This window comes from Pseudomonas sp. R1-43-08, from assembly GCF_003852255.1.
Classification (GTDB): domain Bacteria; phylum Pseudomonadota; class Gammaproteobacteria; order Pseudomonadales; family Pseudomonadaceae; genus Aquipseudomonas.
The window spans coordinates 3,433,611-3,449,282 of record NZ_CP027734.1 but is presented as its reverse complement, the minus strand read 5'-3'; the positions used below and the strand labels follow the sequence as shown (position 1 = coordinate 3,449,282).

The window sequence follows — 15,672 nt, the reverse complement described above, 5'->3', positions numbered from 1 at the left end:
TGTACGAAACTGGAGTTTTGTTTTTCAGTTGCCGCTGCTCCAGCCACCGCCCAGCGCTTTATACAACGCGATGCTGGCCTGCAAGCGCGACAGTCGCAGTTGCACGTTCAAGTCCTGGGCCGCGTACAAGGTGCGTTGGGTTTCCAGCACCGTGAGCAAATCCTCGGCACCGGCCTGGTAACGGCTTTCTGCGATCTGGAACGCGGTCTGTGCCTGTTGCAGCTCCTCGGCTTGCCATTGGCGCTGCTGGTCCAGGCGGGTGATGCTGCTGAGGGCTTTTTCCACGTCGGCAAAGCCGTTGATGATCGCCCCTCGGTAGGTGTGCAGCAGCTCATCCTGGCGCGCGCGGGCCTTGTCGCGTTCCGCGCTTAAACGACCGTTGTTGAAGATCGGCGCCACCAGGCCCGAGGTCAGGGTGTAGAACGGGCTGCGCAGGATGTCGTCGGCCTTGTACGCGCCCGAGCCCAGGGTCGCGCCCAGGGTAACGGCAGGCAGCATCGCCGCACGGGCCACGCGCACATCGGCGCTCGCCGCCGCCAGCTGTGCCTCGGCCTGGGCCAGGTCGGGGCGCCGGCTCAATAACTGGCTCGGCACGCCGGGCCCGATGCTTGGCCAGGTCAGTACCTGGAACGCCTCGTTGCCCAGGGCCAGCGCCTGCACGGGCTGGCCGAGCAACGCGGCAAGGGTGATCCTCGAATCTTCGGCCAACTGCTCGATCAGCGGCAGTTGCCGTTGCTGGCTGGCCACCAGGCTTTTCTGTTGCGCCAGCTCCAGGGCTGTGGCGGAGCCGGCGTCGTAGCGGGTTTGCACCAGCTTCAGCACATTGCGCGCATTCGCCAGGTTCAGCTCGGCGATCTGCACGCGCTGGCGCGCGGCCAGGGTTTGCGCGTAGCGGTCGGCCACGTTGCTGAGCAGGGTCAGCTCGACGTTGGCCTGGTCGAACTGGCTGGCCTGCAGGCTCTGCAGTGCGCTGTCCCGTGCGGCGGCGCGGCCGCCCCAGAAGTCGAGTTCGTAGCTGGCCGTGAGGTTGGCGTCATAGCTGCTGACGGTTCTGTTGCTCTCGGTGGCGTTCAGGTCCGAGTTGCCGCTGCCGCGCAGCAGCTTTTCACGGCTGGCGGTGAGGTTGAACTTGACCTCGGGCAGCAGCGGTGCGCCGGCAATCACCGCCGTTGCCTGCGCCTGGCGCACGCGGGCCATGGCGGCGGCGACATCGAAACTGTCCCGGCGCGCCTGGTCGATCAGGCGGTTGAGCGAGGGGCTGCCAAATTGCGTCCACCAGCGCTGGTTGGCGGCTTGATTGGCCGCGCGCTCGGCGTATTGCCAGGCGGCGGGCGGCGCGATGCCGCTGTCGACGGCGGGCGTATTACCCGCACAGGCATTGAGCAACAAGCACAGGCTGAGCAGCGCCAGCGGCGGTGCGAGGGGTCGTTTATTCACTGGTCAACGCCTTAACCGGATCGAGCCGGGCAGCTTTACGGGCCGGCATAAAGCCGAATACGACACCGGTGACCAGCGCGCAGCCAAAGGCGCCGAGCACCGCCATCAGGGAAAACTGCACCGCCACCTCGGCCAGTACCAGCACGCCGCCCACCAGCAAGGCCAGGCCGATCCCGAGCAGCCCGCCGACCACCGAGAGCATCACCGCCTCGGTGAGAAACTGGCGCAGGATGTCGCGCTGACGGGCACCGGTGGCCATGCGGATGCCGATCTCGCGGGTACGTTCGCGCACGGTCATCAGCATGATGTTCATCACGCCGATGCCGCCCACCAACAGGGAAATCGCCGCAATCGAACCGAGCATCAACGACAGTGTGTTGGCCGTGCGCGCCTCGGCCTGGATCATCGCGGCGTTGTTGGTCAGGTGATAATCGTCCTTGCCCTGGTGCAGGCGCTTGAGCAACTGATCAATGGCCTGCTCGGCGGCGTTCACCCGGGTGGCGTCGGCTGCGGCAATCACCACGTACTCCGGGTTATAGCTGCCGAACAGGCGAATGCTGGCGGCGGAGTAGGGGATGGCAATGCGGTCATCACTGTCTTTGTTGCCCGAGCTGGAACCTTTTTCCTGGAGCACGCCCACCACCTGGAACGGCACGTTTTCGATCAGGATGTACTGGCCGATGGGGTTGACCAGGCCTTTGAACAGCTTGTCACGCACCCTTGCGCCGATCACGGCGACGGTGGCGGCGTTGCGTTCGTCGGCTTCGGTAAAGTAGCTGCCCTCGACCACCGGCCAGTTGAAGATGCTCGGAAACTGGGTGTCGTTGCCGCCGACATAGGCAATGTAGTCGATGTTGCCGAAACGCACGCCGGCTTCGGCGCCGTTGACCGGCATGATCCGTTTTACCTGGGGCAGGGTGGCCAGGGCGGCCACATCCTGGGGTGTGATGATGCCCAGGGGCGTACGCGGGTTGGGTGACGAACCACTGACATACAGGATGTTCGAGCCGAACGCGCCCATCTGCGCCATGACCTGGCGCTTGCTGCCTTCACCCACGGCCAGCATGACCACCACCGAGGCCACGCCAATAATGATTCCGAGCAAGGTCAGCGCGGTGCGAAAGCGGTTGATCCACATCACGCGCCAGGCCGCTTGCAATGCGTCGAGCAGTTCGGCCTTCCAGGCGCCGTTGTGTTCGGCGCCGTCGACCAGGCGCTGGCGCAGGTCCACGGCTTGCAGCGCAGTGCTGTCCGCTTCGGCAGGCACGCAGGCCTGGGCGCCGGCCGAGTCGCTGATGATCAGGCCGTCGCGAATCTCGATGATGCGGTTGGCCCGTGCGGCCACTTCGCGGTCATGGGTGATCAGGATGACCACATGGCCCTGGCTCGCCAGTTCGTCGAGCAGGCTCATCACTTCGGCGCCGCTGTGGCTGTCGAGGGCGCCGGTGGGTTCGTCGGCGAGGATGATATGCCCGCCGTTCATCAGCGCCCGTGCGATGGACACCCGCTGCTGCTGGCCGCCGGAGAGCTGGTGCGGACGGTTGCCGGTGCGGTCGGCCAGGCCCAGGCGGGTGAGCAGGGCGGTGGCGCGGGCGTGCCGTTCGCTGGCACTGATGCCGGCATAGATCGCCGGCATCTCGACGTTTTCCTGGGCCGATGCCGACGGGATCAAGTGGTAGCCCTGGAACACGAAACCGAAGGCTTCGCGGCGCAGCCAGGCCAGTTCGTCGCTGCCCAGGTGGGCAACGTTTTCACCGGCGAACAGGTAGTCACCGTCGCTTGGGCGGTCGAGGCAACCGAGGATATTCATCAATGTGGACTTGCCGGAGCCGGACGCGCCGACGATGGCGACGAACTCCCCGGCATGGATCGACAGGTCGATGCCACGCAGCACGTCGACCTGCGGGCTGTCGCCGCCGCCGTAGGATTTGCGGATGTGCTTGAGTTCGATCAGGGGCGTGGTCAATTCAACCCCCGCTGCTGTCGGCCGGGCCGATCAACAGGTGATCGCCTTCGCTGAGGCCATCCAGCACCTGGACGCGCAGGCGGTCGCTGACACCCAGGCGCACCGTGCGCTGCTCGATGCTGCCGTTCTTCGCCACCACCCGGGCGATTTGCGTATCCGCGTTGGGCGTGCCTTGCAGCGCGGCGACCGGTACGGTGAGGGCGTCCTTGACTTGGTTTGCGACGAAAAACACTTGGGTGGTCATTTCCGCCATCAGCGCGTTATCGGCGTTGTCCACGTCCAGCAGCACCGTGTACAGCACCACGCGGCCGCTGCCACTTTTGCTGGCGCTGCTCGGGCTGCCGCTGCCCTGGGTTTCGTTCAAGGGTTTGGGCGGAATCGGCAGGATCTGGCGCACGGTGCTGGTCCAACGCCGGCTGCCGCCGCTCAAGGTGGTGAAGTACGCGCTCATACCGGGTTTGACATGGCCGATATCCGCCTCGGAGACTTCGGCCCACACGGTCATCGGCGACAACCTGGCGATGCGCAGAATCAGCGGGGTTTGTTGTTGCGCGTTGAGCGTCTGGCCGACCCGCGCATCCACCGCGACCACGGTACCGGCCATCGGCGCATAGATACGCGTGTAACCCAGTTCCGCTTCGTCGCTGCGCAGGCTGGCCCGCGCCTGGCGGATCTGGGCCTGGAACATCTCGACCCGCGCCTGGGTCGCGCTCAGTTCGGCCCTGGCGGTTTGTACATCCTCTTCGCGCGTGGCGTTGCCGGCGCTCAAGCGTTGCTGGCGCTGGTACTTCTGGCGCGCCAATGCATGCTGGGCCTGTTGCTCCTGCAACTGCGCCTCAAGGTTTTCGATGGCGTAGCGGCTGGCATCGAGCTTGGCCTTTTGCGTCGAGGGGTCGATCTCTACCAGCAATTGGCCCTCCTTGACCTGGTCGCCGGCTTCGACGTGGATCTTCTGGATCTGCCCGGAAGCCTGGGCGCCCACATCCACATAACGCCGCGGTTGCAGGGTGCCCAGGGCCGTCACGCTGTTTTCGATATCGCCACGGGTGACGGTGACGGTGGCCAGGGTGTCGCGACCCGGCGCCAGGCCTTGCCAGGTGGCAAACGCAACGATGGGAATCAGGCACGCCACCACAAGCAGGGCGCGTCGGGCAGGTCGAGGGCGTTTCATGCGTAGGTTCCAGCCAGGAAAGATCGGGGCGCAGTCGCGCAGAGCTGACAGTTAAACGAAGAAAATGCCGCAGGATTTAGGCGGTTACACGCGCGGTTACAGCTCGCGCAGCGAAAAAAATCGGCCGTTGATGCGAGACTTCTTTAAAAGTAGATGAGAATTACTATAAATTGCACCTACTCAAACTGCCATCATCGATGGGCCTGTTCCTACACGGACTGGCATCGTTAGCACCACGGCCACGGGGCCAGGAGTCATGTTGGAAAACTACTATCGTGAGCTGGTGTGTTTCCTCAACGCTAAGCTGGGCAACCGTCAGGTGGCCGAGGATGTGGTGCATGACGCGTATGTGCGGGTGCTGGAGCGTTCCAGTGACACCCCGATCGAACAGCCGCGCGCGTTCCTGTATCGCACCGCGTTGAACCTGGTGATCGACGGCCATCGGCGCAACGCCCTGCGCCAGGTCGAACCGCTGGAGGTGCTGGACAACGAAGAACGCTTCGCCCCGTGTTCACCCCACGCCAGCCACGACCAGGGCCAGCGCCTGGAGCTGCTCGAGCGCGCCCTGGCCGAGCTGCCGGCGGCCTGTCGCGACAGTTTCCTGCTGCGCAAACTCGACGGCCTGTCCCATCTGCAAATCGCCGAGCGCCTGAGCATTTCGCGCAGCCTGGTGGAAAAGCACATCGTCAATGCCATGAAGCACTGCCGGTCACGCATGCGTGAGTGGGAAGCCCACTGAAGCGGCATTAGTTAAATTTTATTTCACTGTCCTCGTTTCCTATCAACACACGGCCTGTTGTGCAGGCCATGAAGGTATTCCCGCCCCAACCGCCAAGGGGCTTATCCAGAGGACACTGGAATGACACAGGCAATTGCTTCGCCCGCGGTTCACGACCTGATCGGTATCGGCTTCGGCCCTTCGAACCTGGCGCTGGCCATCGCCCTGCAGGAGCGCGAAAAGGCCCAGGGCAAACTGGATGTGCTGTTCCTCGACAAACAAGGCGACTACCGCTGGCACGGCAATACCCTGGTGACCCAGAGCGAACTGCAGATTTCCTTCCTCAAGGACCTGGTGACCCTGCGCAACCCCACCAGCCCGTATTCCTTCGTCAATTACCTGAAGGCCCACGACCGCCTGGTGGACTTTATCAACCTGGGCACGTTCTACCCGTGCCGCATGGAGTACAACGACTACCTGCGCTGGGTCGCCGGGCAATTCCAGGCCCAGGCCCGCTACGGCGAAGAAGTGCTGGCCATCGAGCCGATCCTGCACCAGCAGCAGGTGGAAGCGCTGCGCGTGATTTCCCGTGACGCCCAGGGTGAACAGCATGTGCGCACCACGCGCGCGGTGGTGGTCAGCGCCGGTGGCACGCCGCGTATTCCCGAAGCGTTCAAGGCGCTCAAGGGCGACAGCCGGGTGTTCCACCATTCCCAGTACCTGGAGCGCATGGCCAGCCAGCCCTGTGTCGACGGCAAGGCCATGCGCATTGCGGTGATCGGCGGCGGCCAGAGCGCGGCCGAAGCCTTTATCGACCTCAACGACAGCTTCCCCTCGGTGCAGGTCGACTTGATCCTGCGTGGCTCGGCGCTCAAACCCGCCGACGACAGCCCGTTCGTCAACGAAGTGTTCTCGCCGGCCTTTACCGACCTGGTGTTCCAGCAAGTCGGCGCTGAGCGTGAGCGGCTGGTTGCCGAGTACCAGAACACCAACTACTCGGTGGTGGACCTGGACCTGATCGAACGCATCTACGGCATTTTCTACCGGCAGAAAGTCTCCGGCATCGCGCGCCAGGCGTTCCGCACCATGACCGTCGTCGAAAAGGCCAGCCCCGGCCCGCTTGGCATCGAACTGGTGCTGCGCAACAACGCCAGCGGCGAAACCAGCGTCGGCCACTACGACGCGGTGATCCTCGCCACCGGTTACGAACGCCAGATGCACCGCGAACTGCTCGCGCCGCTGCACGCCTACATGGGCGACTTCGACGTGGCCCGCGACTACCGTATCGTCACCGATGAGCGCTGCAAGGCGGGTATCTATATCCAGGGATTCAGCCAGGCCAGCCATGGCTTGAGCGATACGTTGCTGTCGGTGCTGCCGATTCGCGCGGATGAGATTGCGGCGTCGTTGTATGCGCTGGACCATCACCGTGGCAAGGCGCGTTCGGTGCAGGACGTGCTGTTGGCTACTGCCAGCTGACCTGTCCCCCTGTAGGAGCGAGCTTGCTCGCGAAGAACGCAAGAGCGCCGCGTTAATCCAGACAAGGCGCGTTATCGTTGACGTTCTTCGCGAGCAAGGGCTAGCCGCCCGCCTCGCTCCTACAGACGGCACTTGTGACTGGGGGTTGCTGCTGATACTGTACAAAAAACCAGTATTGGTAGCTCTCCATGCAGTTGATCGAAAAACTCAGCATCCTCGCCGACGCCGCCAAGTACGACGCGTCATGCGCCAGCAGTGGCGCACCCAAGCGCAGCTCCGAAGGCAAGGCGGGGCTGGGTTCCACCGATGGCATGGGGATCTGCCACAGCTATACGCCTGACGGGCGATGCGTGTCGCTGCTCAAGGTGTTGCTCACCAACTTCTGTCTCTACGACTGCCAGTATTGCGTCAACCGCCGTTCCAGCGATGTGCCCCGTGCGCGGTTCAGCCCGGAGGAGGTGGTCACCCTGACCCTGGACTTCTACAAACGCAATTGCGTCAGCGGCCTGTTTCTCAGTTCCGGCATCATCCGTTCGGCCGACTACACCATGGAGCAATTGGTGCGGGTCGCCAGGCTGTTGCGCGATGAGCACGACTTTCGCGGCTATATCCACCTCAAAACCATTCCCGAAGCCGACCCGGCGCTGATCGCCGAGGCCGGGCGTTATGCCGACCGCCTGAGTGTGAATATCGAACTGCCCACCGATGCCAGCCTGCAAACCCTGGCGCCGGAAAAGCAGATCGTCTCGATCAAGCAGGCCATGCAGACCATCTACACCGGTGAGCAGACCGTGCTCAACGAACCCCGCGCGCCGCGCTTCGCCCCGGCCGGGCAGAGCACGCAGATGATCGTCGGCGCCGACGACACCGACGACAGCACCATCCTGCACGGTGCCGAAGCCCTGTATGGCAATTACAAGCTGCGCCGCGTGTATTACTCGGCCTTCAGTCCCATCCCCAACAGCCCGAAAAGCGTGCCCCTGGCCGCGCCGCCACTGATGCGCGAGCATCGTTTGTACCAGGCCGATTTCCTGTTGCGCAGCTACGGTTTCAGCGCGAACGAGCTGTTCGAAGGCCCCGGCCACCTGGCTTTGGATATCGACCCCAAGCTGGCCTGGGCTCTGGAACATCGCGAGGTGTTCCCCCTGGACCTGAACCGCGCCGAACCGACCTTGATCGCGCGCATCCCCGGTATTGGCCTGCGCACCACCCAGCGCCTGGTCGACCTGCGCCGCGAACGCAAGATCCGCTTCGAAGACCTGGCGCGCATGCGCTGCGTGCTGGCCAAGGCCAAGCCGTTTTTCATCACCAGCGATTACCACCCCCAACAAGCGGACACCACCAGCGTTTTGTTGCGCGAGCAGCTGCGCGATCGCCCGCAACCGCAACAGATGGGGTTGTGGGGATGATCAGCCTGGAATGCGACAACCTGTTCAGCACCTGGCGCGAACAGGCGCGCTGGCTGCTCAGCCATCAGGTCGACCCCAGCCAGGTGAGTTGGGGCGAAGCCGAGGTGGCGGATCTGTTTGCCACCGACGAGCCGATTCCGCCTGGGCCTGGCCCGTTCCAGGCGCGCATTCCCAAGGTATTGCTGCACTTGCTGGAGTCGGCCGCCTGCTACCACGGCGACCAGCGCTGGAGTTTGCTGTACGAGGTGTTGTGGCGGGTCAGCCATGGCGATCGCACGGCGATGCTGGCCGGTGACAAGTTGGGCAGCGAGTTGCAGCGACGCATCAAGCAGGTCAGTCGTGAAGCCCACCACTTGCACGCGTTTGTACGGTTTATCGCATTGCCGCCGGGGGCAGGGCCGGAGCTGCCGGAGTACGTGGCCTGGCACGAACCGGCCCACGATATTCTGCACAGCGCCAGCCAGCATTTTGTCGGGCGCATGGGCCGGCATCGCTGGATGATCGCAACACCCTTGGACGGGGTGTATTACGACGGCGAGCAATTGATTCACCAACGCCAGTGCCCCGAGGCTTGGCAGCAACTGGCGCAGAATGTCGAGGATCCGCACAGCGCCATGTGGTTGACCTACTACAGCCACATCTTCAACCCGGCGCGGTTGAACCCCAAGGTGATGGAAGGGCACTTGCCGAGCCGGTTCTGGAAGAACCTGCCGGAGGGCAAGTTGATTCCGGGGCTTATCAGCGAGGCGCGTACGGGCAAGCAGAAAGATGGGCAGGCCAAGCTGGTTGGCGCCAAGCCGGGCAAACGTATTTCAAGTGGGCACGGTTAGAAAATGTGGGAGGGGGCTTGCCCTGATGCCAGTCAGTCAAGGCGACACCGAACCTGTGGCGAGGGAGCTTGCTCCCGCTGGACTGCGCAGCAGTCCCATTGTTTGGGGCCGCTTCGCGCCCCAGCGGGAGCAAGCTCCCTCGCCACAAGTTAGTTCTCGCTCCTGCTACTTCTTAACTGACTGGCATTAGAGCTTGCCCCCGATGGCCATAGGTATCTACACGATTTTGTAGCAGCAGCCTACGGTAACCACAATGCGAAGCGAGCCGCTCTTGCTTTTGCTTTTGCTTTTGATCTTAGGCGCCCCGTTAAACCACGCTGGCCGCAATTCGATAGTGATTTGGGGGGTAAACCGGCAGGGATGCCGGTTTAGCCGCCCCGCGCCATGGATGGCGCGTGGCGGCGGCCTCCCAAATCACTGTCGGATTACGGGCACACCGAGCTGGGGCGAGGTGCCGAGTGGTGGGGCAAGAGCCCTTTTGGTTACTTTTGGGGCTCTTTTCCAAAAGTGACCCGCCGTCAGGGCGGAACCCTAAGCCGCCGTTACCGCAGCAACGGATATGTACTCGCTCTGATCCAACATCCTGGTCGGCTGTCAGGCCGCCACGGGAGCAAGCTCCCTCGCCACAGGTTCGGTGTCGCCTTAACTGACTGGCGTTAGGGCACCGCCCCTCCCACATTGGTATTGTGGTGCTTGTTATAGCGCCGTCAGCCAGGAGCAAGCATGTCTACCGTCGTTCGTAGTGCCCAAGCCTCAGATGCCGAAGGCATCAGCCAGGTCATCCTCGCCGCCTTGCACGGCAGCAATGCACGGGATTACCCGGCGGATGTGATCGCTCGCGTGGCGAGCAATTTCACACCCGAGGCGGTTTTGGAACTGCTCAAGCGTCGTGTGGTGCTGGTGGCGGTAAAAGCCGATGTGATCGTCGCCACGGCGGCGCTGGACGCCAATGTGGTGCGCTCGGTATTCGTCAACCCAGCGCTGCAAGGGCAGGGCATTGGCCGGCTGCTGATGATCGAGATCGAACTGCGCGCCCGTGAAGCCGGGGTCAGCGTGTTGAGTGTGCCGTCTTCGCTGACCGCCGAGCCGTTCTATAGCAAGCTGGGTTTTCATACCGTGCGCGATGTCTACCACGGCAACGAGCGCACGCTGGTCATGGAAAAGGCGCTGCTGTCTCGGCACCCCATCGGCCCGTATCGCGACCGCCAGCACCGTGCGCAGGTGGTTGCCTTATGGCAGGAAGCGTTCGGCTATGACACCGCGGATAACCTGCCGACCCTGGCGATCGATAAGAAGCTGGCGGTCAATGACGGGCTGTTTTTTGTCGCCACCGATAAAAAAACCGTGATAGGCACGATCCTCGCCGGGTACGACGGCCATCGTGGCTGGCTGTATTCGGTGGCGGTGCACGCCGACTATCGTCGCCACGGCCTGAGATCATCGTTGGTGCGTCACGCGGAACAGGCGTTGACGGCGCTGGGTTGCATGAAGATCAACCTGCAGATCACCAGCGGCAATGATGCGGTGGCGGGGTTTTACGAGGCGTTGGGGTATGGGGTGGAACAGAGGATCAGCATGGGCAAGAAGATTGCCAGTAACATCCCCCAATCTTGAAAATACCGGGAATCAAAATGTGGGAGGGGGCTTGCGCCCGATGGCAATGTGTCAGTCACCGAAGATGTTGACTGATACACCGCCATCGGGAGCAAGCCCCCTCCCACATTGGGTTTTGCGTTGTTGCTATTAGACCTTGACGATCCAACCCGCTGGCGCTTCAACGTCACCGGTCTGCACGCCCGTCAGCTCTTTGTAGAGCTTCTGGGTAACCGGGCCCACTTCGGTCTCGCTGTGGAACACATGCAGTTTGCCGTTGTACTGGATGCCACCGATCGGCGAGATCACTGCAGCGGTACCGCAGGCGCCGGCTTCCTTGAATTGGTCCAGCTTGTCGATGAACACTTCGCCCTCGACCACGGTAAGGCCCAGGCGGCTCTGGGCCAGTTCGATCAGCGACAGGCGGGTGATGCCTGGCAGTACCGAAGGCGACTTCGGCGTGATGAACTGGTTGTCATGGGTGATGCCGAAGAAGTTGGCCGAGCCGACTTCTTCGATTTTCGAATGGCTCATCGGGTCCAGGTAGATCGCGTCGGCGAAGCCGGATTTTTTCGCTTCCGAACCTGGCATCAGGCTGGCGGCGTAGTTACCGCCGACTTTCGCGGCACCGGTGCCCTGCGGCGCGGCGCGGTCGAACGTGGAGATCTGGAAGTTGTGGGGCACCAGGCCGCCTTTGAAATAGGCGCCGACCGGGATGCAGAACACCGAGAAGATGAACTCCGGCGCGGTGCGCACACCGATGTTGTCACCGGTGCCGATCACGAACGGGCGCAGGTACAGCGCGCCGCCGCTGCCGTAAGGCGGGATGAAGCGCTCGTTGGCCTTGACCACTTGTTTGCAGGCATCGATGAACGCATCGGTCGTCACATGCGGCATCAGCAGGCGGGCACAGCTGCGCTGCATGCGCGCGGCGTTCTGGTCCGGACGGAACAAGTTGATCGAGCCGTCCTTGCAGCGGTAGGCCTTGAGGCCTTCAAAGCACTGCTGGCCGTAGTGCAGGGCGGTGGAGCCCTCGCTGATGTGCAGCATGTTGTCGTCGGTCAGGGTGCCGTCTTGCCATTCGCCGTTTTTCCAGACCTGGAGAAACCGCTTGTCGGTCTTGATGTAGTCAAAACCCAGCGTGTCCCAATTGATGCTCTCGTTACCCATGACACCCTCTATCTTGGTCAAGTCGGATTTTTTTCTGGATGGGCGCAACAATACTTCATTCGCGGGCCCGTTCGCATCCCCTGTATCTGCAAGCTTGTTGTGGCGAGGGAGCTTGCTCCCGTTCGACTGCGCAGCAGTCGCCGGCTTTTGGGGGCGCTTCGCACCCCAGCGGGAGCAAGCTCCCTCGCCACAAGAGCTATAGATGCAACGCGTGGCCCAGGGCGCGCAGCGCCGCTTCCTGTACGGCTTCACCCAGCGTCGGATGGGCATGGATGGTGCCGGCCACATCTTCCAGGCGCGCGCCCATTTCCAGGCTCAGGCCAAACGCTGTGGACAGCTCGGACACGCCAGCGCCCACCGCCTGCCAGCCGACAACCAGGTGATTGTCACGCCGCGCCACCACCCGCACGAAACCGGTGTTCGACTCCAGGGTCATGGCCCGGCCGTTGGCGGCGAAGGGGAAGCTCGACACGATGCACTCCACGCCGGCCGCCTTGGCTTCGTCAGGCGTCTTGCCGACCACCACCAGTTCCGGGTCGGTAAAGCATACGGCCGGGATCGCCGCCGGGTTGAATTCGCGGGATTTGCCACTGATCAGTTCGGCAACCATTTCGCCCTGGGCCATGGCGCGGTGCGCCAGCATTGGCTCGCCGCTCAGGTCGCCGATGGCCCAGACGTTGCGCATGCTGGTCTGGCAACGGCTGTCGATCTTGATCGCCGCGCCGTTCATCGCCAGGTTCAGCGCTTCGAGGTTCCAGCCCTGGGTGTTGGGTTTGCGACCCACGGCCACCAGCACCTGGTCGGTCTCCAGCGCCAGCGTGTCGCCATTAGGGTCGCGCACCTGCAGGCGGTTGTCGGCAAACCCAGTGACGGCGTGCTGGAGGTACAGCTTGATGCCCAGTCGTTTGAGCGACTCGCCGACCGGTTGGGTCAGCTCGGCGTCGTAGGCCGGCAGGATGCGCTCCTGGGCCTCGACCACACTGACCTCGGCCCCGAGCTTGCGGTAGGCAATCCCCAGCTCCAGGCCGATATAACCGCCGCCCACCACGATCAGCCGCTTCGGCACACGGGTCGGTGCCAGGGCTTCGGTGGACGAAATGACCGGCCCGCCCAGCGGCAGCATCGGCAGCTCGACGCTTTTCGAACCGGTGGCCAGCAGCAGGTGTTCGCACTGAATGCGCTGGTCGCCCACGTCGACAGTCTTGCCGTCCACCACCTTGGCCCAACCGTGGATCACCTGCACCTTGTGCTTTTTCAGCAGCGCGGCGACACCGGTGGTCAGGCGGTCGACGATACCGTCTTTCCATTCCACGCTTTTGCGGATGTCCAGGGTGGGCACATCCATTTCGATGCCCAGGGGCGAGCCCTGGCTGTGGTGAACGCTTTGCTGGAACTGTTCGGCCACGTGGATCAAGGCTTTGGACGGAATGCAGCCGATGTTCAGGCAGGTCCCGCCCAGCGCCTGGCCTTCCACCAGAATGGTCGGGATGCCCAGTTGGCCAGCGCGAATCGCGGCCACATAACCGCCCGGGCCGCCGCCGATAATCAGCAGGGTGGTGTGTAATGTCTGAGTCATGCCCTTACTCCAGGAACAGGCTGGCGGGTTGTTCGAGCAGGCTGCGAATGGCCTGGATGAATTGCGCCGCGTCCATGCCATCGACCACGCGGTGATCGAACGAGCTGGAGAGGTTCATCATCTTGCGCACCACGATCTGGCCCTTGATCACCATGGGCCGCTCGACGATGCGGTTGACGCCGACGATGGCGACTTCCGGCAGGTTCAGTACCGGCGTGCTGACAATCCCGCCCAGCGCGCCGAGGCTGGTCAGGGTGATAGTCGAGCCCGACAGCTCGTCGCGGCTGGCCTTGCCAGTGCGCGCAGCCGTGGCCAGGCGTGCGATTTCTTCGGCATTGCCCCACAGGCTGCGGGCTTCGGCGTGGCGCACCACCGGCACCATCAGGCCAACGTCGCTCTGGGTGGCGACGCCCACATGCACCGCACCGAGGCGGGTGATGACCTGGGCTTCGTCGTCGTAGCGCGCGTTGATCTGGGGAAAATCGCGCAGTGCCACCACCATGGCGCGCACGATGAACGGCAACAGGGTCAGCTTGCCGCGGGTGGCGCCGTGTTTTTCATTGAGGTGCACGCGCAGCTCGTCCAGCGCCGTGACGTCGATTTCTTCCACATAGCTGAAATGCGCGGCGCGGCGGGTGGCGTCCTGCATGCGCTGGGCGATCTTGCGGCGCATGCCGATCACCGGAATCTGGTGCTCGTCGTTGCGTTCGGCGTAGGGGTTGGCCGCGGTCGCGGTGTTGCTCGTGCCTTGCTGAAGGTAGGCGTCGAGGTCTTCATGCAGAATCCGCCCGGCCGGGCCTGTGCCCTGTACCAGGCGCAACGCAATACCCGCATCCAGCGCACGCTTGCGCACGGCGGGAGAAGCCAGCGGGCGGTCAGCCGCATCGCGGGCCACGGGGGCTTGAGGCTTGGTGGCGACAGGCGCGGGCTTGGCTTCAACCGGTGCCGGTTTGCTCTCCACCACAGGCGCGGCTTTTGCTACCGGAGCGGCCACCGCTGGCGCTTCCCTGGCGTTACCCGCGCCTTCCACCTCAATGCTGATCAAAATACTGCCCACCGCCATGACTTCACCCGGCTCGCCGCCGAGGGAAATCACCTTGCCGTGGACCGGCGAGGGAATATCCACCATCGCCTTGTCGGTCATCACATCCGCCAGCACCTGGTCTTCGACAACCATGTCGCCGACCTTGACATGCCACTGCGACAATTCAACTTCCGCGATGCCTTCGCCAATGTCCGGCATCTTGATTACGTGCGTGCCCATTCAGACCTCCATGACCCGTTTCAACGCCGCGCCCACTCGGGACGGGCCTGGGAAATACGCCCACTCCTGCGCGTGCGGGTAGGGGGTGTCCCAGCCGGTGACGCGCTCGATCGGCGCTTCCAGGTGGTGGAAGCAATGTTCCTGCACCAGCGCCACCAGCTCGGCGCCAAATCCGCAGGTGCGCGTGGCTTCGTGCACCACGACGCAACGGCCGGTCTTTTTCACCGAGTTGACGATGGTTTCCAGGTCCAGCGGCCACAGGCTGCGCAGGTCGATGACTTCGGCATCGATGCCGGTTTCTTCGGCGGCGACTTGCGACACGTACACCGTGGTGCCGTAGGTCAGCACGGTCACGGCCGAACCCGGACGCACGATGGCGGCCACGTCCAGCGGCACGGTGTAGTAACCGTCCGGCACTTGCGCTTGCGGATGTTTCGACCACGGCGTCACCGGGCGGTCGTGGTGGCCATCGAACGGGCCGTTATACAGGCGCTTGGGTTCAAGGAATATCACCGGGTCATCGTTTTCGATGGAGGCGATCAGCAGGCCTTTGGCGTCATAGGGGTTGGACGGCATCACCGTGCGCAGGCCGCAGACCTGGGTGAAAACCGCTTCGATACTCTGGCTGTGGGTCTGGCCGCCGTAGATGCCGCCGCCGCACGGCATGCGCATGGTCAAGGGCGCGGTGAACTGGCCGGCCGAGCGATAACGCAGGCGCGCAGCCTCGGAGATGATCTGGTCGGTGGCGGGGTAGACGTAGTCGGCGAACTGGATTTCCGCGACCGGGCGCAGGCCGTAGGCGCCCATGCCCACCGCCACGCCGATGATGCCGCTTTCGGAAATCGGCGCGTCGAATACCCGTGAACTGCCGTACTTGGTCTGCAGGCCTTCGGTGCAACGGAACACGCCGCCGAAGTAACCGACGTCCTGGCCGAACACCACCACGTTGTCGTCACGTTCAAGCATCACATCCATGGCCGAGCGCAGGGCCTGGATCATGGTCATGGTGGTGGTGGTCATGGCGGTTTCCAGTTCGATGCTGTTGTTGTGATCGTTCAT

Annotated in this window: 12 protein-coding genes; 5 read left to right on the top strand and 7 right to left on the bottom strand. The window is 63.4% G+C overall.

Annotated elements, in window-relative coordinates; all coding sequences use genetic code 11:
* Positions 1–24: 24 nt before the first annotated feature.
* Genes C4J87_RS15745 through C4J87_RS15735 form a run of 3 tightly spaced genes read right to left on the bottom strand, consistent with a single transcriptional unit; the run spans position 25 to position 4,574 of the window.
* Positions 25–1,437 carry an efflux transporter outer membrane subunit gene (locus C4J87_RS15745; RefSeq protein ID WP_124367536.1) on the bottom strand — a complete coding sequence of 471 codons (1,413 nt, stop codon included), beginning with the start codon at positions 1,435–1,437 and terminating at the stop codon, positions 25–27.
* Complete coding sequence (locus C4J87_RS15740; RefSeq protein WP_124367535.1) at positions 1,430–3,403, bottom strand: MacB family efflux pump subunit; 1,974 nt, start codon at positions 3,401–3,403, stop codon at positions 1,430–1,432. Before C4J87_RS15740 ends, C4J87_RS15745 begins: the two co-directional genes overlap by 8 nt.
* Before the next feature lies 1 nt (position 3,404).
* Positions 3,405–4,574 carry an efflux RND transporter periplasmic adaptor subunit gene (locus C4J87_RS15735; protein WP_124367534.1) on the bottom strand — a complete coding sequence of 390 codons (1,170 nt, stop codon included), beginning with the start codon at positions 4,572–4,574 and terminating at the stop codon, positions 3,405–3,407.
* A gap of 256 nt (positions 4,575–4,830) precedes the next feature.
* Between C4J87_RS15735 and C4J87_RS15730 the strand changes: the two genes are divergently transcribed.
* From C4J87_RS15730 to C4J87_RS15700, 5 genes are all read left to right on the top strand, one after another.
* Positions 4,831–5,313 (top strand): sigma-70 family RNA polymerase sigma factor, encoded by a 483-nt coding sequence (locus tag C4J87_RS15730; RefSeq protein WP_124367533.1) that lies wholly within the window; start codon positions 4,831–4,833, stop codon positions 5,311–5,313.
* Positions 5,314–5,433: 120 nt separating this feature from the next.
* Positions 5,434–6,771 carry a lysine N(6)-hydroxylase/L-ornithine N(5)-oxygenase family protein gene (locus C4J87_RS15725; protein WP_124367532.1) on the top strand — a complete coding sequence of 446 codons (1,338 nt, stop codon included), beginning with the start codon at positions 5,434–5,436 and terminating at the stop codon, positions 6,769–6,771.
* A gap of 188 nt (positions 6,772–6,959) precedes the next feature.
* Positions 6,960–8,180 carry a putative DNA modification/repair radical SAM protein gene (locus C4J87_RS15720; RefSeq protein ID WP_124367531.1) on the top strand — a complete coding sequence of 407 codons (1,221 nt, stop codon included), beginning with the start codon at positions 6,960–6,962 and terminating at the stop codon, positions 8,178–8,180.
* Complete coding sequence (locus C4J87_RS15715; RefSeq protein ID WP_124367530.1) at positions 8,177–9,010, top strand: TIGR03915 family putative DNA repair protein; 834 nt, start codon at positions 8,177–8,179, stop codon at positions 9,008–9,010. Before C4J87_RS15720 ends, C4J87_RS15715 begins: the two co-directional genes overlap by 4 nt.
* A 723-nt stretch (positions 9,011–9,733) precedes the next feature.
* Positions 9,734–10,624 carry a GNAT family acetyltransferase gene (locus C4J87_RS15700; protein ID WP_124367529.1) on the top strand — a complete coding sequence of 297 codons (891 nt, stop codon included), beginning with the start codon at positions 9,734–9,736 and terminating at the stop codon, positions 10,622–10,624.
* A 129-nt stretch (positions 10,625–10,753) separates the two neighbouring features.
* Here C4J87_RS15700 and C4J87_RS15695 read toward each other — a convergent pair whose 3' ends face one another.
* From C4J87_RS15695 to C4J87_RS15680, 4 genes are all read right to left on the bottom strand, one after another.
* Positions 10,754–11,773 (bottom strand): branched-chain amino acid aminotransferase, encoded by a 1,020-nt coding sequence (locus C4J87_RS15695; RefSeq protein WP_124367528.1) that lies wholly within the window; start codon positions 11,771–11,773, stop codon positions 10,754–10,756.
* 196 nt (positions 11,774–11,969) lie between these two features.
* A complete protein-coding gene (gene lpdA, locus C4J87_RS15690) occupies positions 11,970–13,349 on the bottom strand; it encodes a dihydrolipoyl dehydrogenase (RefSeq protein WP_124367527.1) in 1,380 nt (459 codons plus the stop codon).
* A 4-nt stretch (positions 13,350–13,353) separates the two neighbouring features.
* Positions 13,354–14,613 (bottom strand): dihydrolipoamide acetyltransferase family protein, encoded by a 1,260-nt coding sequence (locus C4J87_RS15685; protein WP_124367526.1) that lies wholly within the window; start codon positions 14,611–14,613, stop codon positions 13,354–13,356.
* Positions 14,614–15,672 (bottom strand): alpha-ketoacid dehydrogenase subunit beta, encoded by a 1,059-nt coding sequence (locus tag C4J87_RS15680; protein ID WP_124363420.1) that lies wholly within the window; start codon positions 15,670–15,672, stop codon positions 14,614–14,616. It abuts the gene before it with no gap.